Annotated in this window: 22 protein-coding genes; 17 read left to right on the top strand and 5 right to left on the bottom strand. The window is 72.4% G+C overall.

Going from position 1 to position 24,872, the window contains the following annotated elements:
- Positions 1-9: 9 nt before the first annotated feature.
- Entirely contained in the window at positions 10-834 is an 825-nt protein-coding gene (locus OG230_RS06510) for a hypothetical protein (protein WP_328909167.1), read from the bottom strand.
- A 155-nt stretch (positions 835-989) separates the two neighbouring features.
- Here OG230_RS06510 and OG230_RS06505 point away from each other — a divergent pair, with 155 nt between their 5' ends.
- Both OG230_RS06505 and OG230_RS06500 read left to right on the top strand, forming a co-directional pair.
- Positions 990-2,060 (top strand): hypothetical protein, encoded by a 1,071-nt coding sequence (locus OG230_RS06505; protein WP_328909166.1) that lies wholly within the window; start codon positions 990-992, stop codon positions 2,058-2,060.
- Positions 2,061-2,136: 76 nt separating this feature from the next.
- Positions 2,137-3,078 carry a DUF2510 domain-containing protein gene (locus OG230_RS06500; RefSeq protein WP_328909165.1) on the top strand — a complete coding sequence of 314 codons (942 nt, stop codon included), beginning with the start codon at positions 2,137-2,139 and terminating at the stop codon, positions 3,076-3,078.
- A gap of 33 nt (positions 3,079-3,111) precedes the next feature.
- Here the strand turns inward: OG230_RS06500 and OG230_RS06495 are convergent, their stop codons facing one another.
- Positions 3,112-4,314, bottom strand: coding sequence for an amino acid deaminase/aldolase (locus tag OG230_RS06495; protein WP_328909164.1), 1,203 nt, complete (start codon positions 4,312-4,314; stop codon positions 3,112-3,114).
- A 616-nt stretch (positions 4,315-4,930) separates the two neighbouring features.
- Between OG230_RS06495 and OG230_RS06490 the strand changes: the two genes are divergently transcribed.
- Complete coding sequence (locus tag OG230_RS06490; protein WP_328911321.1) at positions 4,931-5,812, top strand: hypothetical protein; 882 nt, start codon at positions 4,931-4,933, stop codon at positions 5,810-5,812.
- Positions 5,809-7,008, top strand: a complete 1,200-nt coding sequence (mycP, locus tag OG230_RS06485) for a type VII secretion-associated serine protease mycosin (protein ID WP_328909163.1) — start codon at positions 5,809-5,811, stop codon at positions 7,006-7,008. Before OG230_RS06490 ends, mycP begins: the two co-directional genes overlap by 4 nt.
- On the opposite strand, the gene OG230_RS06480 is transcribed toward mycP, so the two are convergent.
- A complete protein-coding gene (locus OG230_RS06480; protein ID WP_328909162.1) occupies positions 6,992-7,936 on the bottom strand; it encodes a serine hydrolase in 945 nt (314 codons plus the stop codon). The genes mycP and OG230_RS06480 overlap by 17 nt on opposite strands.
- 86 nt (positions 7,937-8,022) lie before the next feature.
- Between OG230_RS06480 and OG230_RS06475 the strand changes: the two genes are divergently transcribed.
- Both OG230_RS06475 and OG230_RS06470 read left to right on the top strand, forming a co-directional pair.
- Positions 8,023-8,751 carry an SseB family protein gene (locus OG230_RS06475; RefSeq protein ID WP_328909161.1) on the top strand — a complete coding sequence of 243 codons (729 nt, stop codon included), beginning with the start codon at positions 8,023-8,025 and terminating at the stop codon, positions 8,749-8,751.
- Between the two features lie 92 nt (positions 8,752-8,843).
- Positions 8,844-9,560 (top strand): MIP family channel protein, encoded by a 717-nt coding sequence (locus OG230_RS06470; RefSeq protein WP_328909160.1) that lies wholly within the window; start codon positions 8,844-8,846, stop codon positions 9,558-9,560.
- A gap of 93 nt (positions 9,561-9,653) precedes the next feature.
- Here the strand turns inward: OG230_RS06470 and OG230_RS06465 are convergent, their stop codons facing one another.
- On the bottom strand, positions 9,654-10,016 hold the full coding sequence (locus OG230_RS06465) for a DUF1844 domain-containing protein (protein WP_328909159.1): 363 nt from the start codon (positions 10,014-10,016) through the stop codon (positions 9,654-9,656).
- Positions 10,017-10,385: 369 nt separating this feature from the next.
- Here OG230_RS06465 and infC point away from each other — a divergent pair, with 369 nt between their 5' ends.
- The 4 genes from infC (at position 10,386) to OG230_RS06445 (ending at position 12,854) form a co-directional block, all read left to right on the top strand.
- Positions 10,386-11,090, top strand: a complete 705-nt coding sequence (gene infC / locus OG230_RS06460; protein WP_328911320.1) for a translation initiation factor IF-3 — start codon at positions 10,386-10,388, stop codon at positions 11,088-11,090.
- Positions 11,091-11,214: 124 nt separating this feature from the next.
- Positions 11,215-11,409 (top strand): 50S ribosomal protein L35, encoded by a 195-nt coding sequence (gene rpmI / locus OG230_RS06455; RefSeq protein ID WP_030918579.1) that lies wholly within the window; start codon positions 11,215-11,217, stop codon positions 11,407-11,409.
- A gap of 105 nt (positions 11,410-11,514) precedes the next feature.
- Positions 11,515-11,898 (top strand): 50S ribosomal protein L20, encoded by a 384-nt coding sequence (gene rplT, locus OG230_RS06450; RefSeq protein ID WP_007457565.1) that lies wholly within the window; start codon positions 11,515-11,517, stop codon positions 11,896-11,898.
- Positions 11,899-12,014: 116 nt separating this feature from the next.
- Complete coding sequence (locus tag OG230_RS06445) at positions 12,015-12,854, top strand: TrmH family RNA methyltransferase (RefSeq protein ID WP_328909158.1); 840 nt, start codon at positions 12,015-12,017, stop codon at positions 12,852-12,854.
- Positions 12,855-12,897: 43 nt separating this feature from the next.
- Here OG230_RS06445 and OG230_RS06440 read toward each other — a convergent pair whose 3' ends face one another.
- Complete coding sequence (locus tag OG230_RS06440; protein ID WP_328909157.1) at positions 12,898-14,121, bottom strand: PucR family transcriptional regulator; 1,224 nt, start codon at positions 14,119-14,121, stop codon at positions 12,898-12,900.
- 121 nt (positions 14,122-14,242) lie between these two features.
- On the opposite strand from OG230_RS06440, the gene ureA reads away from it, so the two are divergent.
- The 7 genes from ureA (at position 14,243) to pheT (ending at position 24,684) form a co-directional block, all read left to right on the top strand.
- Positions 14,243-14,851: an urease subunit gamma gene (ureA, locus tag OG230_RS06435; protein ID WP_328909156.1), complete on the top strand. Its 609-nt coding sequence runs from the start codon at positions 14,243-14,245 to the stop codon at positions 14,849-14,851.
- Entirely contained in the window at positions 14,848-16,533 is a 1,686-nt protein-coding gene (locus OG230_RS06430) for an urease subunit alpha (RefSeq protein ID WP_328909155.1), read from the top strand. The genes ureA and OG230_RS06430 overlap by 4 nt, the downstream gene beginning before the upstream one ends.
- Positions 16,534-16,543: 10 nt before the next feature.
- Positions 16,544-18,286, top strand: coding sequence for an amidohydrolase (locus tag OG230_RS06425; protein ID WP_328909154.1), 1,743 nt, complete (start codon positions 16,544-16,546; stop codon positions 18,284-18,286).
- Positions 18,283-19,605 carry an MFS transporter gene (locus OG230_RS06420; RefSeq protein WP_328909153.1) on the top strand — a complete coding sequence of 441 codons (1,323 nt, stop codon included), beginning with the start codon at positions 18,283-18,285 and terminating at the stop codon, positions 19,603-19,605. Before OG230_RS06425 ends, OG230_RS06420 begins: the two co-directional genes overlap by 4 nt.
- A gap of 158 nt (positions 19,606-19,763) precedes the next feature.
- Positions 19,764-20,915 (top strand): sensor histidine kinase, encoded by a 1,152-nt coding sequence (locus OG230_RS06415; RefSeq protein ID WP_328909152.1) that lies wholly within the window; start codon positions 19,764-19,766, stop codon positions 20,913-20,915.
- A gap of 116 nt (positions 20,916-21,031) precedes the next feature.
- Positions 21,032-22,171, top strand: a complete 1,140-nt coding sequence (gene pheS / locus OG230_RS06410) for a phenylalanine--tRNA ligase subunit alpha (RefSeq protein ID WP_328909151.1) — start codon at positions 21,032-21,034, stop codon at positions 22,169-22,171.
- Positions 22,171-24,684 (top strand): phenylalanine--tRNA ligase subunit beta, encoded by a 2,514-nt coding sequence (pheT, locus tag OG230_RS06405; RefSeq protein WP_328909150.1) that lies wholly within the window; start codon positions 22,171-22,173, stop codon positions 24,682-24,684. The genes pheS and pheT overlap by 1 nt, the downstream gene beginning before the upstream one ends.
- Positions 24,685-24,872: the final 188 nt, after the last annotated feature.

Genomic DNA, 24,872 nt, shown 5'->3' with positions numbered 1-24,872 from the left:
ACACTCCGATCAGGACTGTCCGACGGCGTACCGGGTGAAGTCGTCGAGCATCAGGACCCAGCCCTCCTCGCGGAAGATCCGGGTCCCTTCCTCCCGCAACTCCGGTTGGCCTACCGCGCGTTCCACCCAGCTGTGCGGGTCGGGTCCGAGGAGGGCGCGGAGCCGCGGCGAGGCCGCCAGCAGGTCTTCGAGGAGTGCCGCCTGCTCCGCCTGCGCGGGGCGGGGTGCGCCGTCCGGGCCCGCCAGGACGCCCATGGCGCTGGCGTAGAGATGCACCTCCTTGAGCGTCTCCCCGTGCGGCAGCCGCATGGGGAAGAGGTCTCCGGGCAGCACGACGCGCTCGTAGAACGGGATCTCGGTCTCGTCGACGGCCTTGAGCTGGTCGTCGTCCAGCCAGGTGACGGCCAGGGTCAGCTCGGAACGCTCGTCGGCGAAGGGCGCGGTCGCCACGTACCCGGCGGGGTAGATGTGCGCGCACATGCCGATCGCGATTCCGTGGGCCTGCACGGGGATCATCGGCACGGTGCCCGACAGCCCGCGGCTCACCAGCTTGTTGTTCAGCTGCGCCGGTGACGCGTTGGAGCCGACCGACACGGCGGCGTGGCGCTCCCGCAGCGGAGCCGTGCCGCGCGCCGCCAGGTGGACGTCGAGCGGTACCGGGCCCTCCTCGGTGAGAACGTCCCAGGTCTCCACGGGCCCCGGTCCGACGGTCAGCTCCAGGAGGGATCCGTCGTCGAGGAGCGAGGGCGCCTCGATCGGCCGCCCGGGATAGCTGAGCGGTTCCTTCGCCGGTACGGTCGCCAGGCCCAGGGCCTTGAGTGAACGATTCAGCACCTTGTGTCTCCTCACTGACCACGTCCTCAGCGGCTGAGCTTGTCACACCGACGGTAGGGCGGAAGCCCCGGCTCGCGCCACACCGCCGGGCGGGGCGCCGCCCCGGCTAGAATTGGTGGCTTGCAGCTCAAATGTCTTACGGGGGAGGCTTTTTGATGATGCTGACGCGTGCGGTGATCATGAGGAGGGGACATCCGCGTTTCCGGACGTCACTGCGCTGGTGGATCGCCGAACGAACGGTCCTGGGGCTGGTCGGTCTCGTGATCGGTGGGCTCGTCCTGCTCTCGGTCCTGATCGCCGTGGCGCTCACACTGACGCTCGACTCGCCGCGCGGCCACGCCGAGAGACTGGGCGACACCGGGCAGCTCGCCGGTCTGACGATGCAGTCGCTGCGCGCCTGCGTCGGCACGGACAGCATCACACCGCAGGAGGGCAACACGGCACACGAACTGCTCTCCACCACGGCATCCGTCGTCGGCGCCGTCGTCCCCGCGACGATGGTGGGTGTCGTCTTCATCAAGATGTTCTCGATGCGGCCCTTCGTCTGGCGCCGGAAACTGAGTGTTTGTTACGCGCACCAGGCCGACGCCCACGAGTTCGCCGAGGCACACCGGGGCAGCGAGGAACGCATCATCGCCGTGCGGTTCTACAACCGGATGGAGAACCTCACCGTCATCGACCTGACGGCCCGGGTCTACCTCTGGTACCTGCGCAAGTCCCCGCACGACGGGACCCCGGTCTTCCGCAAGCAGACGCTGCGCGTACTCGACCATCAGGGCATTCCGGCCGAGGATCGCACCTGGTTCGTCATGGACCGGGGCGCGGCCTTCACCGTGTGGGTCCCCGTAGAAGCGGCCGTCCCCACACTGCCGATCACCGAGATCCAGGGCACCACCCTGGACGGCGCCGAGTCCGTGAGGATCCTGGTCCGGCTGACGGGAAAGGCCGGGGGGCTGGGCACGGAGGTCTTCGGCGAACGCTGGTTCGACCTGGACGGCGAGGACTTCGAGCTGGGCCGGTTCGCCCCGCTCACGCCGCAGGTGGACGCCGACATACGCCAGTGGGAGGGATGGCGGACGTTCGACCACCTGCTCACGTCCGAGGAGGACGGACAGACGCTCCCGGAGCCCGTCAAGGACGGCGGACCCGCCGTGCGCGGATTCGGCAGACGCCGGCGCGCACCCGGGTGGACGACGGCCGTCGGCCCCGTGCGGGGCGGGAAGTGAGCGGACACCACGACGGCGCCGCGAAGGAGGGGCGCCGCCTCCCGGGCCCCGGATCCGGGGCCCTAAGGTAGGCCGGATGAGCAACGCGACACCGCCCGGCTGGTATCCGGACGCGGGAACACCCGGTACCGAACGCTGGTGGGACGGCGCCGCGTGGAGCGCGCACACCCGCCCGGCCGGCGCCGTCGCACCCGCCCCGCACCAGGTGTACGCGACGCAGGAGTTCGGGGCCCCGGGGCCCTCGGAGCGGCGTCCCGGCGGCAGTACCAGGATCGTCGTCATGACCCTGGCGGGACTGGTCGTCGTCGGCGCGGCCGTCACCGGGGCCGTGCTGCTCGGCAAGGACGACGGCGGTACGAAACCGGAGTCCGCGCCCAGCAGCACGGCCCCGGCCCCCACGGACAGCGCCACGTCGGACACCCCGGCGCCCGGCCCCGCCCCGTCCGAGGACCCGAAGGTGCTCGTCGACCAGCTCAACGGGATCACCCTGCCCGTCCCCGAGGGCTGGGAGAAGCCGGACAACACGCTGGAGGACGCGACGACGATGCGTACGCTCGTCTCCTACCGGTGCCCCGGCGACGCGGGGGACTTCTGCCACCACGGGACGGTCACCAGCCGCACCGCGAGCTCCACCGATCTCACCTCCGTCGAGGCCCTGGCCAAGGCGGACATCGAAACCGCCGCGGACAACGCGTACGAGGAGAACTCCCTCGGCGACCGCATCCACGGAGGCATCAGGTCCCACCAGGAGCTCGCGTCCAGGTCGGTCAGCGTGGCGGGGCGCACCGGCTATCTGGTGCGCTGGCGGGTGACCACGGGCAAGGGACCCGGCGGCTACGTGCAGTCCCTCGCCTTCCCCTCGGCCGTGGGCAGCGAGACGCCGGTCGTCGTGCGCTTCGCCTTCGACGCGGGCCAGGACGACCTGCCGCTCTCCCTCATGGACACCATCACCAAGGGCATCCGCCCGGTCGGCGACAGCGCGACCAGCGGCGGAGTGGGCAGCTCGATCGCCCCCTGAACCGGTCCCCGGACGGACCGGTGGGCGGTCCGGTCAGAGGAAGGTCAGGCCCTCGCCGCGGTACGTCGGCACCGTCGCCGTGATCCGGTCGCCCTCGATCAGCCGGAGCTCGTCGAAGCGCTCGCAGAGCTCACCGGCCTTGGCGTGCCGGAACCACACCTTGTCACCGATCAGCAGGTCGTCGGCGGCGGAGCCCAGCAGCGGGGTCTGCACCTCGCCCGGACCCTCCTGCGGGTCGTAGCGCAGCCCCTCCGGCAGATACGGGACGGGCAGCCGGTCCCGCCCCGCCGCCCCGGACGCCGGGTAGCCGCCGCCCAGCACGGTCACCACGCCCACACCGGGCCGCCGGACCACCGGCTGCGCGAACAGGGCCGCCGGACGGCCCGTGAACGACGTGTAGTTGTCGAACAGCCGCGGCACGTACAGCCCCGACCCGGCCGCGATCTCGGTCACCGCGGACTCGGCGGCCGTGTGCTGCACGCTGCCGGTGCCGCCGCCGTTCACGAACTCCAGATCCGGTGCCACCGCCCGCACCGCCCGCACGACCTCGGCCCGCCGCGCCGCCAGTTCCCTGCGGGCGGCCGACTGCATCAGCCGCACCGCACGCGACCGCAGCGGCTGTCCGGCGACGGAGTCGCCCACCCCGGCGACATGACCCTCGTACGCCATCAGACCCACCAGCCGGAAGCCCGGCCTGCGGGTCACCGAGCGGGCCAGCTCGGCCAGCTGCGCGGGGGAGCGCAGCGGAGAGCGCAGCGCCCCGATCCTGACCCGGCCGCCGAGCATCCGCAGCGAGGTGTCCAGCTCCAGACAGACCCGGATCTCCTCCCGCCCGCCGGCCCGCGCGGCGTCGATCAGCTCCAGCTGGGACGGGTCGTCGACCATCACGGTCACGGCCCCGGCGAGCTTCGGATCACCGGCCAGCTCGGCGAAGGCGGCACGGTCGGCCGACGGATAGGCCAGCAGCACGTCCTCGAAGCCGGCCCGGGCCAGCCACAGCGACTCCGCGAGGGTGAACGACATGATCCCGGCGAACCCGGGACGTGCGAGCACCCGCTCCAGCAGCGCCCGGCAGCGCACCGATTTGCTCGCCACCCGGACGGGCTTGCCCGCCGCCCGGCTCACGAGGTCGTCGGCATTGGCGTCGAACGCCTCCAAGTCGACCACGGCGAGCGGGGCGTCGAGGTGGGCGGTGGCCCGGTCGTAGCGGGTCCGGTCAGCGGCACGGGCAGTCATGGCCGCAGCTTGCCAGACGGCCGTACCGCTGGGTAGGGGGACGATCGGGGCAGATCCCCCGAGCCGCTGCGTCCGTTCCCAACGGTCAGCCGTCAACCCGTAGAGTGACCGTCACGCGCTGACCAACGGGCCCGCCCGTGAGGGCGGTCCGCGGGCGGTACGAGGACGCGAACCAGGGGGCCGGATGAGTACCGAAGCGCAGCGCGCTCCCGTGCCACCCCGCCCGGCCGGCCCGCCGTCCACGGCGACGCCCCCTCCGCCCGCCGCCCGGCACGACGCACCGCAGCCGCCGGAACCCCCGTCGCCCCGGAACGCGCCGCCCGCCCCCGTGCACACGCAGCCGCCCGCTCCCGCCGTGCCCCCGCTGCCGGGCCGCCCCGCTCCCGCAGGGCAGCAGCCCCCCGTCCACCTGCCCCCTGTCCACCTGCCCCCGAGCAGGCCGCCGGGGCAGGCGCCGCCCGTACCGCCCTCGCCCGCCGAAACGACCACGCGGCTGCGGCGGGTACCTCCCGCCGGTCCGGCGGACGGCCCTGCGGCCGGTCCGCCGGCCGGACCGCGCCCCGCGACGCCCGGCGGGCCGCCCCCCGCCGTGACCCGGCGCAGGCCCGTCGGAGCCGTGGACCTCACCGCGGCGCCCGGGTCCTCCCCGGCGCCGCCCTCTCCGTACCCCTACGCGCCGCCGCGGTACTCCTTCGCCGAGACGCCCGTGGAGACCACCACCCGGCTGCGCCCCGTCCGGCCCCGCCACCCCGCGCGGACCGCGGGCGCCGCGGCCTGCGTCGTCCTCGGACTCGGGCTGATCGGCGGCGCGGTCACCGGAACCTGGCTGACCGGGGACTCCTCGGCCGACCCCGGCGCCCGTACCGCGTACAGCGAGGGCCGCAGCGCCTGGCACAGCGTGCCCGTCGCCACTCTCTTCCCGGCCACCCTCAAGGGCGACGGGGCGGGACCCGGCGCCACCGACCGGGTCTGGACCCGGGTCGCCGTCGCCCCGGACAGCACCTGCACCAAGGGCCTCGACCCGCTGCTGCTGAAGACACTGCGCCCCGTCGGCTGCGCACGCATGGTGCGGGCCACCTACACCGACGCGACCCACAGCAGCGTCGTCACCGTCGGGATGGTCTTCACCGAGGCCGACACCGAGGGGATGCGCGCCCTCGACGCCCGGTTCACCGGCCAGCGCCTCGACAGGCGGGCCGATCTGATGCCGCGTACGTACGCCCCCGAGGGCACCGTCGCCTCCGGGTTCGGTGACCGGCAGCGTGCCAGCTGGACCATCCACGTCCTGACCGAGGTGCCCGTCGTCGTCTTCGCCGTCTCCGGCTTCGCCGACGGACGCCCGGTCGGCACCCCCCAGCCCGCCGCCGAGGCCATGGCCGCGGGCGCGACGACGGCCGTCGCGCAGGCCGGGCTCGGCCACGAGGCGAAGGGCGTCGCGGACCGCGTGGAACGAGGTCTGCGCAGGACCGTCACCGCACGCACGGAGCAGCCCGGATGAGCCGCCGACGCCCGCCCGCCCGCCGCCGGAGCCTCGCCGCCGTCTGCGCCGCGACCGCGTTCACCTTGATCCCCGCGGCGCCCGCCCACGCGGACGGCATCCGGGACCAGCAGTGGGGCCTCGCGGCGCTCCACACCGACCGGGCCTGGCAGACCACCAAGGGCGAAGGCATCACGGTCGCCGTCCTCGACACCGGCGTCGACGCCGGACATCCGGACCTCGCCGGCCAGGTGCTGCCGGGCAAGGACCTGATCGGCTTCGGCGCCGAGCGCGGCGACCGGTCCTGGGCGCTGCACGGCACCGCGATGGCCGGCATCATCGCGGGCCGGGGCAGCGGTCCGGGCCGGAGCAACGGCGTCCTCGGCATCGCGCCCGGAGCGAAGATCCTCCCCGGCCGGGTGATCCTGGAGTCCAACGACCCCTCCCGCGCCAAGGCCCGCACCTCACGCGGAACCGCCCTCGCGGAAGGCATCCGCTGGGCCACCGACCAGGGCGCGGACGTCATCAACCTCTCCCTGGGCGACGACAGCAAGTCCGCCCACCCGGAGCCCAGCGAGGACGCCGCCGTCCAGTACGCCCTGGCCAAGGGCGTCTCCGTCGTCGCCTCGGCCGGCAACAGCGGCGAGAAGGGCGACCACATCTCGTACCCGGCCGCCTACCCCGGAGTGATCGCGGTCGCGGCCGTCGACAAGCACGGCACGCACGCCGCGTTCTCCACCCGCCGCTGGTACGCCACCGTCAGCGCGCCCGGCGTCGACATCGTCGTCGCCAACCCCGACCGCCACTACTACATCGAGTGGGGCACCTCGGCCGCCTCCGCGTTCGTCTCCGGGGCCGTCGCGCTGGTGCGCGCCGCCCACCCGGGGCTGACTCCCGTCCAGATCAAGAAGCTGCTCGCGGACACCGCACGCAACTCCCCGCCGGACGGCCGCGACGACGCCCGGGGCTACGGCCTCGTCGACCCGGCCGCCGCGATCGAGGCCGGAGCGCGCATCCGTACCGCCGGGAGCTCGGGCGCCGCCGCCACCGGCCACGCCAGGAAGTACTTCGGCTCCGGCCCCACCCCGCCGCCCGCGGACGACGGCCCGGCCAACTGGCTCGCGCCGTCCGCCGGCGGACTCGGCGCGGTCCTGCTGGCGCTGGCCGTCGTCCTGTGGCGGGGCAGGGAAGGCCGCGGCCTCACCGGGCGTCGCTGACCGCTCCGACCGCCGAGACGGCGGCCTCGGCCACCGACTCGACGAGAGAGATGCCCGCCTCCTTCGTCGCGTGTCCGTCGGAGAGCACCGCGACCAGATACGTGCGGCCACCGGCGACGACCCGGCCCACGCTGTTGATGTCCCACAGCCCCGTCGTGGTCCGCGGCATCCAGCCGTTCTTCAGCGACCAGCCGGTGCCCGCCGCGGAGACCCCCCACTGCTGGTCCGCCTCGACCCGGCCCATCAGCTCCTGGACGTAGGCGCGCGCATCCGCGGAGAGCACGGAGTCCCCGTCCGTGTCGAAGACCGCACGGAGCAGGCGCACCTGGTCGGAGGCCGTGGTCTGCGTCAGCCCCCACGCCCGCGCCGCGGTCGTCGCGGTGAGCCCGAGCCGGGCGTTGGCCGCGTCGAGCCCTTCCGCACCGCCGATCACCTGCCACAGCCGGGTGGCCGAGGCGTTGTCGCTGCGCCGGATCATCGCTGACGCGTATCCGTGCTCGGCCCCGTTCAGCTCGCGCCCCTCGTCCTGGGCCAGGAGCAGCAGGGCGGCCAGCACATCCACCTTGACGATGCTCGCGGTGTCGTACGCCTCCGAGTCCCCGTACGCCGCGATCGCGTCGCCGTCGCCCAGCACGGCCACCGACAGACGGGCGTCGCCGATCAACGGCGCCACCGCCTCGGCAAGCACCGCGTCGAGATCCACCCCGGCCTCCTCGCTCGTCGCCGCCGCGGCCGGCGGACTCGAAGCGGACGATACGGACGCGACGGCGGCGGGCGCGCTGTCCGGCGACCGACCCACCAGGAAGGCACCCCCGGCGGCCGAACCGGCGAGCAGAACCACGGCCGTCACGGAAGCGGACAGCGCGGAGCGGCGCACCCGGTGGCGGGGGAGGTGTCCGGCAGGGCGGCGGAGAGGGCGGCGGGGCATGGTCGGCACGCTAGGAAGCGGAGCTGGCAGCACCCTGTGCCCGACCTGTCGCCCAGGTGAGAGAGCCGACCCACTACGCTCGTCCCGTGGCGCTCAAGAACATCCCGGACTCCGGTTTCTCCGACGACGACGGCACGGCCGCTCCCGAGCTGACCGCGGCACTCGCCGCATGGTCACAGGACCGGACGGCCGTGGCCCCGGTCCTCGAAGCCCTGCTGGGTGCCCGGCTGCTCGTCCCCGTCGTCGCCGTCCTCGGCGAGGTGGAGGAGGACGAGAACGGGCTGCGGCGCGAGAAGACCAGCGACATGGCGGTGCCCACGCTGCAGGCCGGCGACCGCCGCGCCCTGCCCGCCTTCACCTCGACCGCCTCGCTGGCGCTCTGGGACCCGGAGGCCCGCCCCGTCGCCGTCCCCCTGCACCAGGCGCTGCAGGCCGCCGCGCACGAGAAGGCCGACACCGTCGTGCTCGACCTCGCGGGTCCCGTCGCCTTCGAGCTGACCGGCTCCGCGCTGCGGGCCCTCGCCGAGAACCGCGCCAGCGCGGACCCGCTCGACGACCCGGCCGTCGTCGCGGCGGTGCGTGACGTCGTCGCCGCCGAGCCCGCCGTGATCCGCGCCCATCTCGGCCCCGGTCCGGCCGACGGCATCGTCGCGGTGGTGCTCGCCCCGGACGCCGTTCCCGCCGAAGCCGCCCGGCGGCTGGCCGGGGCACTGGCGGCCAGCGAGGACCTGCGGGCCCGGCTCGTGCGGGGTCTGGACCTGGCGCTCCTGCCGGCGGACGCCGTCGCTCCGGGTACGCCTCTGTTCACCCGCTGATCACCCGGACGGCCCAACGCGCGCGTCCCGCCTCCCGCCTCCAGAATGAGCGAGGAAGTCCACACAACGGACAAACCTCGCGAGGTGGTTGTATGCAGACGCGGACGGTCGTGTCGGAATTCCTCGGCACGCTGCTGCTGGTGTTCTTCGCCGTCGGATCTGCGGTGCTCGCCGTCGACTACATAGGAACGGTGGGCATCGCCTTCGCGTTCGGCCTGACGCTCCTGGCGCTCGCCTACGCACTCGGCCCCATCTCCGGCTGCCATGTGAACCCGGCCGTCACGCTGGGGATGCTGGTCGCCCGGCGGATCGGGCTGCGTGTCGCCGTATGGCGCTGGGTGGCCCAGTTCCTCGGTGCCGTCGCGGGCGCCGCTCTGCTCTTCCTGCTCGCCAAGCAGGTTCCGGGGCTGAGAACGAGCGGCACGTTCGGCAGCAACGGCTACGGCGACCGGTCGGCCGTGCACATCAACGTGGGCGGGGCGTTCCTCGTCGAGGTGATGCTGACCTTCCTGCTGGTCTTCGTGGTTCTCGCGGTGACCCACAAGGTCGCGGTCCTCGGCTTCGACGGACTTCCCATCGGGCTGTCGCTCGTCGCGATCCACCTCGTCGGCATCCCGCTCACCGGCACGTCCGCCAACCCGGCCCGCAGCCTCGGCCCGGCACTCTTCGCGGGCGGCGCGGCCCTCTCGCAACTCTGGCTGTTCTTCGTCGCGCCCCTGATCGGCGGCGCGCTCGCGGCGCTCGTGCACCGGGTGACCCACCCGCTCCCCACCGGGTACGCCACCGCGCCGGCCGACAACACGACCTAGGGTCTGTCGTCCGGCGAACCCCGGGCGGACATGAAGCGAGCCCGCGGCCTGTCACAGGCTGCGGGCTCGCATGGTGGATCCAAACGAAAGGCTCTAGCCGTACACCGGCCCCGTGTACTTCTCGCCCGGGCCCTGGCCGGGCTCGTCCGGTACGAGCGATGCCTCGCGGAACGCCAGCTGCAGCGACTTCAGGCCGTCGCGCAGCGGGGACGCGTGGAAGGTGCTGATCTCGGTGGTGCTCGCGTCGAGCAGGCCGGCCAGGGCCTGCACCAGCTTGCGGGCCTCGTCCAGGTCCTTGTGCTGGTCGCCGTCCTCGGTGAGACCGAGCTTCACGGCGGCGGCACTCATCAGGTTGACGGCGACCGTCACGATCACCTCGACCGCGGGGACCTCCGCGATGTCGCGGGCCATGTCGTCGAAGCCGGGGGATTCACTGCGGGGGGTCGCGTCACTCATGCCCCACACGATAAGGCCATGCCCACAGGCCCCCGACTGCGGGAGAGGCTCTCCGACCCGGCCCCGGCCTGCGGCGGCGCGCGGTTAGCGGCACCCCGCCAGAGCTGCTAACCTTGTGTAACGACCGGCCGGACACCTATGTGCTCGGCCCACAAGTGGAGGCTCCGATCTCCCACCCGACTGTCCTCCGGGACGGCGGGTCACCGGTCAGGTGGCGCCCATCGTTCCGTACGGACGATGGAGCCGCTCGATGCGCCCCGCGGTTGACCGCGGCGGTGTTCCGGTATTTCCAGGAGCCCCGCCTGTGTCCCGTCCGGGGCATTTTTCGTATCCCGGCACGGTTGGTCTTTCGAAACAGACGTTACGCGGCTGTCCGCCAGGCGGTCCGCGTGGTGCTACCGAGGAGGATCCATCAGCGCCGAGCCCCGCATCAACGACCGGATTCGCGTTCCCGAGGTGCGACTTGTCGGTCCCAGCGGCGAGCAGGTCGGGATTGTTCCGCTCGCCAAGGCCCTTGAGCTCGCACAGGAGTATGACCTCGACCTGGTCGAGGTGGCGGCGACAGCCCGTCCCCCCGTGTGCAAGCTCATGGACTACGGGAAGTTCAAGTACGAGTCGGCCATGAAGGCCCGTGAGGCGCGCAAGAACCAGGCGCACACGGTCATCAAGGAAATGAAGCTCCGGCCGAAGATCGACCCGCACGACTATGACACCAAGAAGGGTCATGTCGTCCGGTTCCTCAAGCAGGGTGACAAGGTCAAGATCACGATCATGTTCCGTGGTCGTGAGCAGTCCCGCCCCGAGCTGGGCTTCCGACTGCTCCAGCGTCTCGCTTCGGATGTCGAGGACCTCGGTTTCATCGAGTCCAACCCGAAGCAGGACGGCCGGAACATGATCATGGTTCTGGGCCCGCACAAGAAGAAGACCGAAGCCATGGCCGAGGCCCGTGAGGCCCAGGCCGCCCGCAAGGCGGAGCGTCAGGGTTACGCCCACGACGCCGAGTCCGAGGGCGACGCGGCAGAGGCTCCGGCCGAAGCGGCCGAGGCTCCGGCCGAGACACCTTCCGAGGCGTGACCTCTGGGGGCTGCCATCCAGGCGCCCCCAGGTCCCTCCGGAATATCCCACCAAAGATCTGACGCCCCTGCAGTCCGGTGCCCCGCACCGAGAGGGGCGCCACTGACGAGGAGAGAACGGCGCGATGCCGAAGAACAAGACGCACAGCGGTGCCAGCAAGCGCTTCAAGATCACCGGCTCCGGCAAGGTGCTCCGCGAGAAGGCCGGCAAGCGCCACCTGCTCGAGCACAAGTCGTCCAAGAAGACCCGCTCGCTGACCGGCACGGTCGTCGTGGCTCCGGCCGACGCCAAGAAGATCAAGAAGCTTCTCGGCAAGTGAGTCGCCGCCCCCGCTGATCCGGGGGCGCGATCTCGATCCGACCGGGACCAATTCGTTTCCGGGCCGTGTGAGTTCAACCGCGGCCCCGCTACAAGGAGTTAACAAGTGGCACGCGTCAAGCGGGCAGTCAACGCCCACAAGAAGCGCCGGGCAATTCTCGAGGCGGCCAAGGGCTACCGCGGTCAGCGTTCGCGCCTGTACCGCAAGGCCAAGGAGCAGGTCACCCACTCCCTGGTCTACAACTACAACGACCGCAAGAAGCGCAAGGGCGACTTCCGTCAGCTGTGGATCCAGCGCATCAACGCCGCTGCCCGCCAGAACGGCATGACGTACAACCGCCTCATCCAGGGTCTGAAGGCCGCCAACATCGAGGTGGACCGCAAGATCCTGGCCGAGCTCGCGGTCAACGACGCCAACGCGTTCGCCGCCCTCGTCGAGGTTGCCCAGAAGGCCCTCCCGAGCGACGTCAACGCCCCGAAGGCCGCCTGATCCAGGCAGTCCTTCCAGGTATGTGAGCCGGACCCGCAGGCGCAAGCCGTCTGCGGGTCCGGTGCGTTGCACCCCCGTTTCCGTCCCTCCGTACGCAGAGAGGCCCGCCGCCGACCATGGGCATCCCCGAACTGATCTCCTCGCGGTCGCCGCGTGTCACGGCCGCCCGACGGCTGGCCAAGCGAAACTTCCGCGGCAAGGAGCGCAGGTTCATCGCCGAGGGGCCGCAGGCCGTGCGCGAGGCCGCGGAGCACCGGGGCGGCGACGGTGAGCCGACCCTCATCGAGCTCTTCGCCACCGTCGAGGCCGCCGAGCGGTACGCCGACATCGTCGACGCCGCGCATGCCGCCGGAGCCCGGGTCCATCTCGCCGACGGCGACGTACTGGCGGATGTGTCGCAGACCGTGACGCCGCAGGGCCTGATCGGCGTCTGCCGCTTCCTGGACTCGCCGTTCGAGGACATCCTCGCCGCGAAGCCGAAGCTGGTCGCCGTGCTCGCCAACGTCCGCGACCCCGGGAACGCCGGTACGGTGCTGCGCTGCGCCGACGCGGCGGGGGCCGACGCGGTCGTGCTGACCGATGCGTCCGTGGACCTCTACAACCCCAAGTCGGTGAGGGCGTCGGTCGGTTCGCTGTTCCATCTGCCGGTCGCCGTGGGTGTGCCCGTCGAGCAGGCGGTACGGGGACTGCGGGACGCGGGCGTGCGCATTCTCGCCGCGGACGGGGCGGGGGACGACGACCTCGACGACGAGCTGGACGCCGGCACCATGGGCGGGCCGACCGCCTGGGTCTTCGGCAACGAGGCGTGGGGGCTGCCCGAGGAGACGCGGGCCCTGGCCGACGCGGTGGTCCGGGTGCCGATCCACGGCAAGGCCGAGAGCCTGAACCTCGCGACGGCGGCGGCGGTGTGCCTCTACGCGTCCGCGCGGGCGCAGCGACCGCGCAAGGGCGCCTGACGGTTCACCGGGACCGTCCGGCCGCGGTGCCCTCGGACACTCCCTAGGCCCTGAGCGTGGCGGAGGCGCCTCCGCGTCCCGCCTGGTCCTCGATGCCACGCGCCCGCAGGGCCACCGCCACCAGTGCCGCGTCGTCCGGGCGCCGTACATCGCGGCCGGTCAGCTCGTGGAAGCGGGCGAACCGGTGCTGGACCGTGTTGCGGTGGCAGTAGAGCGCGGTCGCCGTGTCCGCGATGGAGCCGCTGCCCTGCAGATGCACCGTGACGGTCTCCAGCAGGCGCGCCCGCTCCGAGGCGGAGACGCCCGGGGCGTCGAGGCCGCCCAGTACGTCGGTGGCCAGGTCCGCACCGAAGTCCCCGGCCCGCCGCACCAGGACGTCGAGCCAGCTGTCCTCCAGCAGCCGCGGGGCCAGCGCGTCCGGCGGCAGCATCTGCGCGGTCGCGATGGCCAGTACGGCGGCCCTCGGCACCGCCGCCAGTCCGCCCGCCCGCGGTGACACCCCGCAGGGCGTGGACGCGAGACGGACCAGCACCGACTGCCAGGTAGTCCGCCCGCCCAGCTCCACCACGAGCACCGCGTCCCCGCCGACCGCCTGGTACTGCACCGGCGCGCCCGCGGCCCGCAGCGCCGTCGCCGCCCTGTGCAGTCCCGAGCCCTCCGCCGCCGGAGCGGCGGCGCACAGGAAGTCTCCCGCGCTCCCGAAACCCAGGGCCAGCGCCGCGTCGCGTACCACCGTCGGATTGCGGCCCTCGCTCTCCAGGAGCCGGGAGAACCACATCCTCCGCTCGTCCTCCTGGCGCCGGCCCATCTCCAGGACCGTGCGCTGGTACGCGGTCATGATGCCGGTGACATGGCTCTCGACGGCCTCCCACACGTGGTACGCGGACGTCACGAGATCCGCCATGTCCGCCTCGTCGGCCCGCTGAACCAGCGCCGCCCAGACCACGCGGAAGTCCAGCCTCGCCGCCTCCAGCAGGGCGTCGAGCGGGACGCCCTGACGGGCGCGCTGTTCACCGACCCGTTCCGAGACCCCGGCGATGTGGGCGGGGACGGGCAGCTGCGCCACCGTGCGCAGCAGCAGTTCGAACGCCTGCCAGGCCGAACTGCGGAAGTCGGCGTCCGGCACCCGCTCCGCGTAGGCGCTGCGCACCGGGTTGATCATCTCCATCCACTGGCCGATCAGCCCGTCGATGTTGTCCAGGCACTGGCCCGCCAGCTCCGCGATCCGACGCGAGGGAGGAGGGAAATTGGTCACCGGAGTGTGCATGTGACCAATGTAAGGGGCTGTACGGGTGATGTTTCGACGTTGGATTTGTGCTCGTTGCCCTCGAAGCTGGGGCGATCCCGCACATCGCATGCGGTTCCGTTTCCTCCGGGAGGTCCTGGCAGTGCATCTGACGCCGCGCGAGCAGGAGCGTCTCCAACTGTTCACCGTTGCCGAACTGGCCCGCCGCCGCAGGGCGCGCGGACGACGGCTCAACACGCCGGAGGCCATCGCCCTGATCTGCGACGAGGTGCTGGAAGCCGCCTGGGACGGGCTCTCCCTCGACGAGGTCATCGAGGTGGGCCGCTCCGTGCTCACCGAGGCCGACGTGATGGAGGGTGTCCCGGACATCGTCACCACCGTCCAGGTCGAAGCGCTCTTCCCGAGCGGCACCGCGCTCGTCGCCGTCGACCGACCGATCGGCGCGGGCACACCGGCGTCGGCCCCCGGAGCCGTACGGACCGCCCCCGACCCGGTGCTGATCAACGAGGGGCGCACCCGCACCACCCTCACCGTCCGCAACACCGGTGACCGTACGGTGTTCGTCTCCTCGCACTATCCGCTGCACGAGGTGAACGAGGCCCTGGAGCTCGACCGGACGGCGGCGCGGGGTCTGCGGCTCGACGTCGCGGCCGGCACCGCGCTGGCCTTCGAGCCGGGGGAGTCCCGCGAGGTCTCGCTGGTCCCCCTCTCCCGCCACCCGCACCACGCACCGTCCGAGGAGCGCGCATGACCAGCATCGACCGACGTACGTACAACGCTCTGTACGGACCCACGACCGGCGACCGCATCCGGCTCGGCGACACCGAGCTGTGGGTCGAGGTCGAGGCGGACGACGGCACGCCCGGTGACGAACTGCTCGGCGGCTGCGGCAAGACCGTGCGCGACGGGCTGCTGGCCTCGCCCCGCTCCGACCGGGACTCCGCCCTGGACATGGTGGTCGCCGGGGTCGTGCTCATGGACCCGGTCCTCGGGATCCGCAAGACCGACATCGGCATCAAGGACGGCCGCATCGTCTCGGTCGGCGGCGTCGGGAACCCCGACATCATGCCCGTCGAGTACGCCATCGACTCGCACACCTCGGTCGTCCCCGGCGAGGGCCTGATCGCCACCCCCGGAATCGTCGACAGCCATGTCCACCTCTCCTCTCCCGACGTGGCCCCCGCGGCACTCGCCGCCGGAGTGACCACGCTCGTCGGCATGGGCCTCGGCGGTGTCTGGGAGATCGGCTGCAACCCGGCGCACAATCTGCACACGCTGATGAGCTCCTGGCAGGGCACCCCGCTCAACATCGCGTTCCTGGCGCGCGGCTCGTCCAGCTCCCGCACCCTCCTCGACGAGTCCGTGCTCGCCGGGGCGGGCGGCTTCAAGATCCACGAGGACTTCGGGGCCACCCCGCGCATCATCGACAACTGCCTCGACACCGCGGAGGCCGCCGATCTCCCGGTGGCCCTGCACACCGACTCGATGAACGAGTCCGGCTACCTGCGCGACACCATCGGCTCGACCCGGGGCCGGACCGTGCACGCCTACCACGTGGAGGGCGGCGGGGGTCATCCCGATCTGCTGGAGATCCTCTCCGAGCCGAACATCCTGCCGTCCTCGACGACGCCGACGATCCCGTACACCCCGAACACCGTCGGCGAACTCTTCCCGATGACGATGACCGTGCACCGGCAGAACCACCACTCCGCCAGCGATGTGGAGATCTCCAAGGGCCGCATCCGGGCCCACGCCATCGCCGCCGAGAACGCCCTGCACGACCTCGGGGCGATCTCCATCGTCAACTCCGACTCCATGGGCATGGGCCGGATCGCCGAGACCGTACGCCGCACCTGGCAGCTCGCCCACCTCCAGGCACTCGCCAACGGGCAGGGCGGTGTCGGGCACCGCGCCAACGAGCGGGCGCTGCGCTACCTCGCCAAGATCACCCTCAATCCGGCGATCGCCCACGGCCTCGCGCACGAGGTCGGCACCGCACAGGTGGGGCGCCTCGCCGACCTGGTGCTCTGGCACCCCGCCTACTTCGGTTCCAAGCCAGAACTGGTCATCAAGGCGGGATTCGTGGCCTGGGGCAACAGCGGATCGGGTTCCGGTTCGACCCGGCTGACCCAGCCCCGTACGTACCGGCCCTACTTCGGCGCACTCGGCCAGGCACCCGCGCGGCTCTCCCGCGTCTTCGTCTCGCAGGCCGCACTGGAGGACCGCGCCGCCCGCGCGGCCCTGCCCAAGGGGCTCACGTACGCGGCGATCCGCGGCTCCCGCGGCCTCACCCGGGCCGACATGCTCCACAACACCGCGACGCCGCGGGTCGTGGTGCCCCGCGAACCGGCGCCCGTCCTCGTCGACGGCGTCCCCACCGGTACCGCACCCGCCCACGCCGTGCCGCTGGCCCAGCTGCACCACCTCGCCTGAGAGCCGCCCCGTGAAACTCGACCTGCTGATCCGCGACGCCCGCATCCTGACCCTCGACGACACCCGGCCCACCGCCCGCACGCTCGGCGTGCTGCACGGCCGGATCGTCGGACTCGACGAGGAGGTCGAGCACCTCCCCGCCCACCGGGTCGTCGACGCGGGCGGAGCCACGGTGGTGCCCGGCTTCAACGACGCCCACTGCCACACCGCCTGGTTCGGCCTCACGCTCACCCAGCTCGACGTCTCCACGGCCCGCACGGTCGAGGAGGTGTACGACGCCGTCGCCGCGTACGCCGCCACGCTGCCCGAGGACGCCTGGGTGATCGGCGCCGGACTCGACCACAACCGGACCGGCGGGCGGTATCCGCACCGGGACGCCCTCGACCGGGCCGCGGGCGGGCGCCCCGTCTGGCTGAAGCACACCTCCGGGCACGCCTGCGTCGTCAGCACCCCGGTCCTGCGCCTCGCGGGCGTCCTGGACCCCTCCTTCACCGACCCGGACGGCGGGGTCGTCTCGCGGGACGAGCACGGGCGGCCCGACGGGCTGCTGGAGGAGACCGCCCAGCGGCTGGTGCAGCGGCACGTCCTGCCGTACCCCGTCGAGACCGTCGCCGACGCGGTGGACGCGGCCACCCGGCACTACCTCACCGAGGGCATCACCAGCTTCACGGAAGCCGGCATCGGCGGCGGCTGGATCGGCCACACCCCGGTCGAGCTCGCCGCCTACCAGCTGGCCCGCGAGACCGGCCGTCTGCACGCCCGCGCCCAGCTGATGGCGGCCTCCGACGTCCTGCACCCGCTCGTCTCGCACGCCGACGACCCCATCGACTTCGGCCTGGACCTCGGGATGCGCACCGGCTTCGGCGACGACCTGCTCTCCCTGGGCCCCGTCAAGATCTTCCTCGACGGCTCGCTCCTCGGGCGCACCGCCGCGGTCAGCGAACCCTTCTGCGGCTGCCCGCACAACGAGGCCGAGGCGCAGAACCCCACCGGCTACTTCCAGAACGACGCGGACGCGATGACCGAGACAGTGGTCGCCGCCCACCGCGCCGGCTGGACCGTGGCCGCCCACGCCATCGGCGACCGGGCCGTCGACCTGGCCCTGGACGCCTTCGAGCGCGCCCAGCACGAGCTGCCGCGCCCCGGAGTCCGGCACCGCGTCGAGCACGCCGGTGTCGTCCGCCCCGACCAGCTCCGCCGGTTCGCCGCGCTGGGCGCCGTCCCCGTACCGCAGCACAACTTCCTGTCGGCCTTCGGCGACGCGATGGCCGCGTCCCTGGGCCCCGAGCGCACCGCCTGGTCCTACCGGCTGCGTTCGCTCCTCGACCTCGGGCTGCCCGTCCCCGGCAGTTCCGACCGGCCCGTCGCACCGGGCGCACCCCTGCCCGCGATCCAGGCCATGGTCCAGCGGCTCACCGCCTCGGGCGCCGCCTACGGCCCCGAGGAGCGGGTCCCGGCCCTCGACGCGCTGCGTGCCTGGACCGACGGCTCGGCCCGGGCCACCGGCTTCGCCGGCCGCAAGGGCCGGCTCGCCCCCGGATACCTCGCCGACCTCACCGTCCTGGACGCCGACCCGCTGCGTACCGATCCGGACCGGATCGGCGCCATCCAGGTCCTCGCGACCGTCGTGGGCGGCGACCCCGCCCACGATCCGCACGGCCTCGCGACCCCGCTCGCCCCCCGTACCCCCGCACCGCCTGTTCCCCCGTCCCCTCAAGGCCACCAGGCCCTCCGTCCCCAGGAGAACGTGTGAGCTCGCCCGACATCAAGGACATCCGGCGGCTGCTGACCGCCGCCTTCACCGGTACAGCCCTGGAGTGGTACGACTACTTCCTCTACGGCACCGCCGCCGCCCTGGTCTTCAACCGGCTCTTCTTCCCCGAGCTGGACCCGACCGTGGGCACCATCGCGTCCTTCGTGACCTTCGCGGTGGGCTTCGTCGCCCGTCCCATCGGAGCAGCCGTTTTCGGACACATCGGTGACCGCTACGGCCGCAAGGTCGCCCTGATCATCACCGTCGTGATGATGGGCGTCACCACCGGCTGCATCGGCCTGCTGCCCAGCTACGGCACCATCGGCATCTGGGCCCCGATACTCCTGGCCCTCCTCCGCTTCCTCCAGGGCATCTCGGTCGGCGGCGAGTGGAGCGGGGCCATGCTGCTCACGCTGGAGCACACGCCGAAGGAGAAGCACGGCAGCTACTCCTCGATCCCGCAGCTCGGCTCGCCCGTCGGCACCCTGATCTCCTCCGGCGCCTTCGCCCTCGTCGGCCTGCTGCCGGACGAGGACTTCTACTCCTGGGGCTGGCGTCTGCCGTTCCTCGCCGCGTTCCCGCTGCTCGGCTTCGCGCTCTACATGCGGCTGCGCATCGAGGAGTCCCCGGTCTTCCACGCCATGCTCGCCGACGCGGAGAAGAACGGTCCCAAGCCCGCCCCGCTGATCGAGGCGTTCCGCCGCACCTGGGGCCGCATGATCGTCGGCATCGGCGCCGCGCTGCTGGGTGTGGGCGGCTTCTTCCTGATGACCACCTTCATCATTTCGTACGGCACCGACGAGCTGGGCATCGACAAGTCGGTGATGCTCAACGCCACGGTCATCGGCTCCGTCGTCGAGATCGCCGTGCTCGTCGTGGCGGGCCGGATCGCCGACCGGATCGGCGCCTGGAAGGTGTGCGCCATCGGTGGCCTCGTCTCGATGGCCGTCGCCTTCCCGGCCTTCTGGCTCGTCGACACCGGCCGCCCGGGCCTGGTCTACCTCGGTGTGGGGCTCGGGATCGGCGCACTCTCGATTCCGTACGCCCCCATCGGCGCCGTCGTCTCCGGCATGTTCCCCGAGGCGTTCCGCTACAGCGCCGTTGCCATGTCGTACAACCTCGCGGGCGTCGTGGCCGGCTTCGTGCCGCTGCTCGCCACGTCCCTCACCGGCGCGGCGAACGGCGCCTCCTGGGGCGCGGCCCTGCTCCTCGTGGCCATCGCCGCCTGTACGGCGGTCGGCTCCCTCGCCGCGGGCAGGCTGGAACGGCGCGACAGGGCAGCCGCCCCGTCCGCGGAGCGCGTGAAGGCGGCCGTCTGAGCCGACGGCCCGGCACCGGCTGAATCAGGCCGTCCCGTACCCCGCCGACCGGCGGACCCGCGCAGTGCGCCCCCGCAGGGTGTCGCTCGTTCCCCGACGACTAGTAGGGTGACGAACTCGGGGGCCCACTGCACCGGTTCGAGAGGTGGGGTACGGGAATGGCTGTCGGCATGAGCAGGCCGCGGGAGACACACACGGCCGTCGTGCGCGCCGTGACCGCCGAAGCCGCCACGAGGGACGAGTCCGTCCTCGCTCCCGGCGAGGCCATCGACCCGGACGACCTGCCCGACGGTCTCGTCGTCGCCGACGAGACCGGCAGGGTCATCTGCTTCAACTCCGCCGCGGCCCGGATCACCGCCACGCCGCGGGCCGCCGCGCTCGGCCGCCCGCTGGAACACGCGCTGCCCCTCGAAGACCTCAAGGGCCGGCGCTGGTGGACCCTCACGGACCCGTACGGCGGTCTCGCCACCCGGGTCGGCCAGCCCGAGAGGAATCTGCTCCTGCCCGGCGGGCGCGAGGTCCTGGTCTCCGCGCGGTACGTACGCGAGAGCCCGACCGGACCGGTGCGCCGCCTGGTGGTCTCCCTGCGGGGCACCGAGGCCCGCCGCCGCACCGAGCTCAGCCACGCCGAGCTGATCGCCACCGTCGCCCACGAGCTCCGCTCCCCGCTCACCTCGGTCAAGGGCTTCACCGCGACCCTCCTCGCCAAGTGGGAACGGTTCACCGACGACCAGAAGCGGCTGATGCTGGAGACGGTCGACGCCGACGCCAACCGCGTCACCCGGCTCATCGCCGAACTGCTCGACATCTCACGGATCGACTCCGGCCGCCTGGAACTGCGCCGCCAGCCCGTGGACATCTCCGCGGCGGTCGAGCGCCACATCCAGGCCCTCACCGCGAACGGCCAGGCGCCCGACCGTTTCCTCGTACGCACCCGGCAGCCGCTGCCCGCGCTGTGGGCCGACCCGGACAAGGTCGATCAGGTGCTCGGCAACCTCCTCGAAAACGCGGTGCGCCACGGCGAGGGAACCGTCACCATTGAGATCGCCCCCGCACCGGCCAAGAGCGACGAGACAGGAACGGCAGTCACCGTGAGCGACGAAGGTCCCGGCATCCCCGAGGAGTCGATGGGCCGCGTCTTCACCCGCTTCTGGCGGGGGAGCAAGCGCGGCGGCACCGGCCTGGGCCTGTACATCGTCAAGGGCATCGTCGAGGCGCACGGCGGGACGATCACCGTCGACCGCGGACCCGGCGGCGGCGCGGAATTCCGATTTATCCTGCCCGTGAGCGCCCCGGCCTACCTGGCCTGAGCAGCCCACGGGCTTCTTCGCCTCCCTGTGGCCTTTAGACTCGACCTTTGGCACCTTTGCGTCCTCCAGTCGTCGAGCGGGGCCGCGCCATCAGCCAATCGGAAGCACGGGAAGAGATGTCGGCACCGAACAAGTCGTACGACCCAGTCGAGGTCGAGGCACTGAAACCGGAAGAGATCGAGCGCATGCGGGACGAGGCGTTCGCCGCCTTCGCCGCCGCGGGCGACCTCGACGCGCTCGCCCAGGCGAAGACCGCGCACACCGGTGGTACCTCGCCCCTGTCGCTCGCCAACCGGGAGATCGGCGCACTGCCGCCGCAGGCCAAGGCCGAGGCGGGCAAGCGCGTGGGCCAGGCCCGCGGTGCCGTCTCCAAGGCACTCGCCTCCCGTCAGAAGGAACTGGAGGCCGAGCGTGACGCCCGGGTCCTGGTCGAGGAGGCAGTCGACGTCACGCTGCCCTACGACCGCACCCCGGCAGGCGCCCGGCACCCGCTGACCACCATCATGGAGCGCGTCGCCGACGTCTTCGTGGGGATGGGCTACGAGATCGCCGAGGGCCCCGAGGTCGAGGCGGAGTGGTTCAACTTCGACGCCCTGAACTTCGTGCCCGACCACCCGGCCCGGCAGATGCAGGACACCTTCTTCGTCCAGGGCACCACGCCCGACGGGAAGCCCACCACGGGCGACGAGTCCGGCATCGTGCTGCGTACGCACACCTCGCCGGTCCAGGCCCGCTCCCTGCTCAGCCGGAAGCCCCCCGTCTACGTGGTCTGCCCCGGCCGGGTCTACCGCACCGACGAGCTCGACGCCACGCACACCCCGGTCTTCCACCAGATCGAGCTGCTGGCCGTCGACGAGGGCCTCACGATGGCCGACCTCAAGGGCACCCTCGACCACATGGTCCAGGCGCTCTTCGGTCCGGACATGAAGACCCGGCTGCGGCCGAACTTCTTCCCGTTCACCGAGCCGTCCGCCGAGATGGACATGGTCTGCTACGTCTGCCGCGGCGAGTCCGTCGGCAACCCGGACCGCCCCTGCCGCACCTGCGGCAGCGAGGGCTGGATCGAGCTGGGCGGCTGCGGCATGGTCAACCCCAAGGTGCTCATCGCCTGTGGTGTCGACCCCCAGAAGTACAGCGGATTCGCCTTCGGGTTCGGCATCGAGCGGATGCTGATGTTCCGCCACAACGTCGAAGACATGCGAGACATGGTCGAGGGTGACGTCCGGTTCACCCGGCCGTTCGGGATGGAGATCTGATGCGCGTCCCGCTTTCCTGGCTGCGGGAGTACGTCGACCTGCCGGCGTCGGAGACCGGCCGTGACGTACAGACCAAGCTCGTCGCCGTGGGTCTGGAGGTCGAGACCGTCGAGCAGATCGGCGCCGGCCTCAAGGGCCCCCTGGTCGTCGGACAGGTCCTGACCATCGAGGAGCTGGAGGGCTTCAAGAAGCCCATCCGTTTCTGCACGGTCGACGTCGGCATGGCCAACGGCACCGGTGAACCGCAGGAGATCGTCTGCGGAGCCCGCAACTTCTCCGTCGGCGACAAGGTCGTCGTGGTCCTCCCGGGCGCCGTACTGCCCGGCGAATTCGCCATCGCCGCACGTCAGACGTACGGCAAGACCTCCCACGGGATGATCTGCTCCACCGACGAGCTCGGCATGGGCGACGACGGCACGCACGGCATCATCGTGCTGCCGCCGGAGCACGAGGTCGGCACCGACGCGATCGAGCTCCTGGAGCTCATCGACGAGGTCCTCGACATCGCCGTCACCCCGGACCGGGGCTACTGCCTCTCCCTGCGCGGTGTCGCCCGTGAGACGGCCATCGCGTACGGGCTGCCGCTGCGCGACCCGGCACTCCTCGACGTACCCGCGCCGAACGCGTTCGGCTACGCGGTGCAGGTGTCCGACCCGATCGGCTGCGACCGCTTCACCGCGCGCACCGTGGTCGGCCTGGAGCCCGAGGCCCGCTCCCCGATCTGGATGCAGCGCCGTCTGCAGAAGGCCGGGATGCGCCCGATCTCGCTCGCCGTCGACGTCACCAACTACGTGATGCTCGAACTCGGCCAGCCGCTGCACGCCTACGACCGGACCCTCATCGACGGTCCGATCGGCGTGCGCCGCGCCCAGCAGGGCGAGAAGCTCACCACGCTCGACGGCACCGTGCGGGTCCTGGACGCCGAGGATCTCGTCATCACCGACAACCGCGGCCCGATCGGTCTCGCGGGCGTCATGGGTGGAGCCAACACCGAGATCGCCGACGCGGCGGCCGGTGAGCGCACCACCACCTCGGTCGTCATCGAGGCGGCGCACTTCGACGCGATCTCGATCGCCCGCACCGCGCGCCGCCACAAGCTGTCGTCCGAGGCGTCCAAGCGCTTCGAGCGCGGTGTCGACCCGGCAGCCGCCGCAGCCGCCGCGCAGCGCACCGTGGACCTCCTGGTCCTCCTCGCGGGCGGCACCGCCGAGGCGGGCGTCACCGAGATCAGCGCCCCGTCCGCGCCCCGCACCATCGCCATGCCGGCCGACCACCCCGACCGGGTGGCCGGTGTCGGCTACGGCCGCGAGACCGTCGTACGCCGCCTCCAGCAGGTCGGCTGCGACGTCTACGGGCAGGACGAGCTGATCGTCACCGTGCCGTCCTGGCGCCCCGACCTCGGCGAGCCGAACGACCTCGCCGAAGAGGTCATCCGGCTGGAGGGCTACGAGAACCTTCCGTCGACCCTGCCGACGCCGCCGTCCGGCCGGGGGCTCACCGAGCGCCAGCGGCTGCACCGCCGCATCGGCCGGGCGCTCGCCGGAGCGGGCTACGTCGAGGCGCTGAGCTACCCGTTCATCGGCGACGCCGTCCTCGACCAGCTGGGTCTGGACAAGGACGACGCCCGCCGCCGCACGGTCACGCTCGTCAACCCGCTCTCCGACGAGGAGCCGGCGCTGCGCACGACGCTGCTGCCCGGTCTCCTCGGCGCACTGCGGCGCAACGACGGCCGCGGCAGCCACGACCTCGCGCTCTTCGAGACCGGTCTGGTCTTCCGGCCGACCGGCCACGAGACGCAGGCCGTACGGCTGCCCGTCGACCGCCGTCCCACCGACGAGGAGATCGCCGGACTCGACGCGGCGCTCCCGCGTCAGCCGCGCCGCGCCGCCGTCGTCCTCGCGGGCGCCCGCGAGCAGGCCGGCTGGTGGGGCAAGGGCCGCCCGGCCGACTGGGCGGACTCCATCGAGGCGGCCCGCACGATCGCCCGTGAGGCGGGCGTCGAGCTGATCGTCCGGAGCGACCAGCACGCGCCGTGGCACCCCGGCCGCTGCGCCGCGCTGTACGTCACGGTGAACGGCGAGGAGACCCTCTTCGGACACGCGGGTGAGCTCCACCCGCGCGTCGTCAAGGAGTTCCACCTGCCCGAGCGCACCTGCGCCATGGAGGTCGAGCTCGACGTCCTGGAGCAGGCCGTCGACGGCGCCCTCCAGGCGCCGCGGATCTCCACCTTCCCGGTGGCGACCCAGGACGTCGCGCTGATCGTCGGGCAGGACGTCACCGCCGCCGAGGTGGAGGGGGCGCTGCGCGAAGGCGCGGGCAAGCTCCTCGAATCGGTGCGGCTGTTCGACGTCTTCACCGGCGACCAGATCGGTGAGGGCAAGAAGTCCCTGGCGTACGCGCTGCGGTTCCGTGCCGCGGACCGCACGCTGACCGTCGACCAGGCCTCGCGCGCCCGTGACGCGGCGGTCGCCCTGGCCGCCGAGCGGACCGGCGCGGTGCTGCGCGGCGCGTAGTACGGCACCGGCGGGCATCCGCTGGTACCACGTCATAAGGAGGGGCGTATCCGGCCACCGGATACGCCCCTCCTCCGTGCTCGCCGAGAGGCGGGGGACCGCACACGGGTCCAGGCCCCGGACCGGGGGAACCCGGCTGCGGACCGACCCGCAGCCACCCTCCGATCCGTGGGCAGTGGGTCGTGCGA

Origin of the sequence: Streptomyces sp. NBC_00234, assembly GCF_036195325.1 — a bacterium.
GTDB lineage: Bacteria > Actinomycetota > Actinomycetes > Streptomycetales > Streptomycetaceae > Streptomyces.
The sequence above is the reverse complement of the archived record's forward strand: the minus strand, read 5'-3'. Positions and strand labels throughout refer to the sequence as shown.

Bases quoted from the DNA above. Each gene is read 5' to 3' on its own strand.
- OG230_RS06500 (WP_328909165.1), top strand. From the start codon at position 2,137: ATGAGCAACGCGACACCGCCCGGCTGGTATCCGGACGCGGGAACACCC.
- OG230_RS06430 (WP_328909155.1), top strand. From the start codon at position 14,848: ATGACCAGCATCGACCGACGTACGTACAACGCTCTGTACGGACCCACG.
- OG230_RS06470 (WP_328909160.1), top strand. From the start codon at position 8,844: ATGCAGACGCGGACGGTCGTGTCGGAATTCCTCGGCACGCTGCTGCTG.
- OG230_RS06505 (WP_328909166.1), top strand. From the start codon at position 990: ATGATGCTGACGCGTGCGGTGATCATGAGGAGGGGACATCCGCGTTTC.
- OG230_RS06440 (WP_328909157.1), bottom strand. From the start codon at position 14,121: ATGCACACTCCGGTGACCAATTTCCCTCCTCCCTCGCGTCGGATCGCG.
- rpmI (WP_030918579.1), top strand. From the start codon at position 11,215: ATGCCGAAGAACAAGACGCACAGCGGTGCCAGCAAGCGCTTCAAGATC.
- OG230_RS06480 (WP_328909162.1), bottom strand. From the start codon at position 7,936: ATGCCCCGCCGCCCTCTCCGCCGCCCTGCCGGACACCTCCCCCGCCAC.
- pheS (WP_328909151.1), top strand. From the start codon at position 21,032: ATGTCGGCACCGAACAAGTCGTACGACCCAGTCGAGGTCGAGGCACTG.
- OG230_RS06465 (WP_328909159.1), bottom strand. From the start codon at position 10,016: ATGAGTGACGCGACCCCCCGCAGTGAATCCCCCGGCTTCGACGACATG.
- OG230_RS06445 (WP_328909158.1), top strand. From the start codon at position 12,015: ATGGGCATCCCCGAACTGATCTCCTCGCGGTCGCCGCGTGTCACGGCC.
- OG230_RS06495 (WP_328909164.1), bottom strand. From the start codon at position 4,314: ATGACTGCCCGTGCCGCTGACCGGACCCGCTACGACCGGGCCACCGCC.
- pheT (WP_328909150.1), top strand. From the start codon at position 22,171: ATGCGCGTCCCGCTTTCCTGGCTGCGGGAGTACGTCGACCTGCCGGCG.
- mycP (WP_328909163.1), top strand. From the start codon at position 5,809: ATGAGCCGCCGACGCCCGCCCGCCCGCCGCCGGAGCCTCGCCGCCGTC.
- OG230_RS06415 (WP_328909152.1), top strand. From the start codon at position 19,764: ATGGCTGTCGGCATGAGCAGGCCGCGGGAGACACACACGGCCGTCGTG.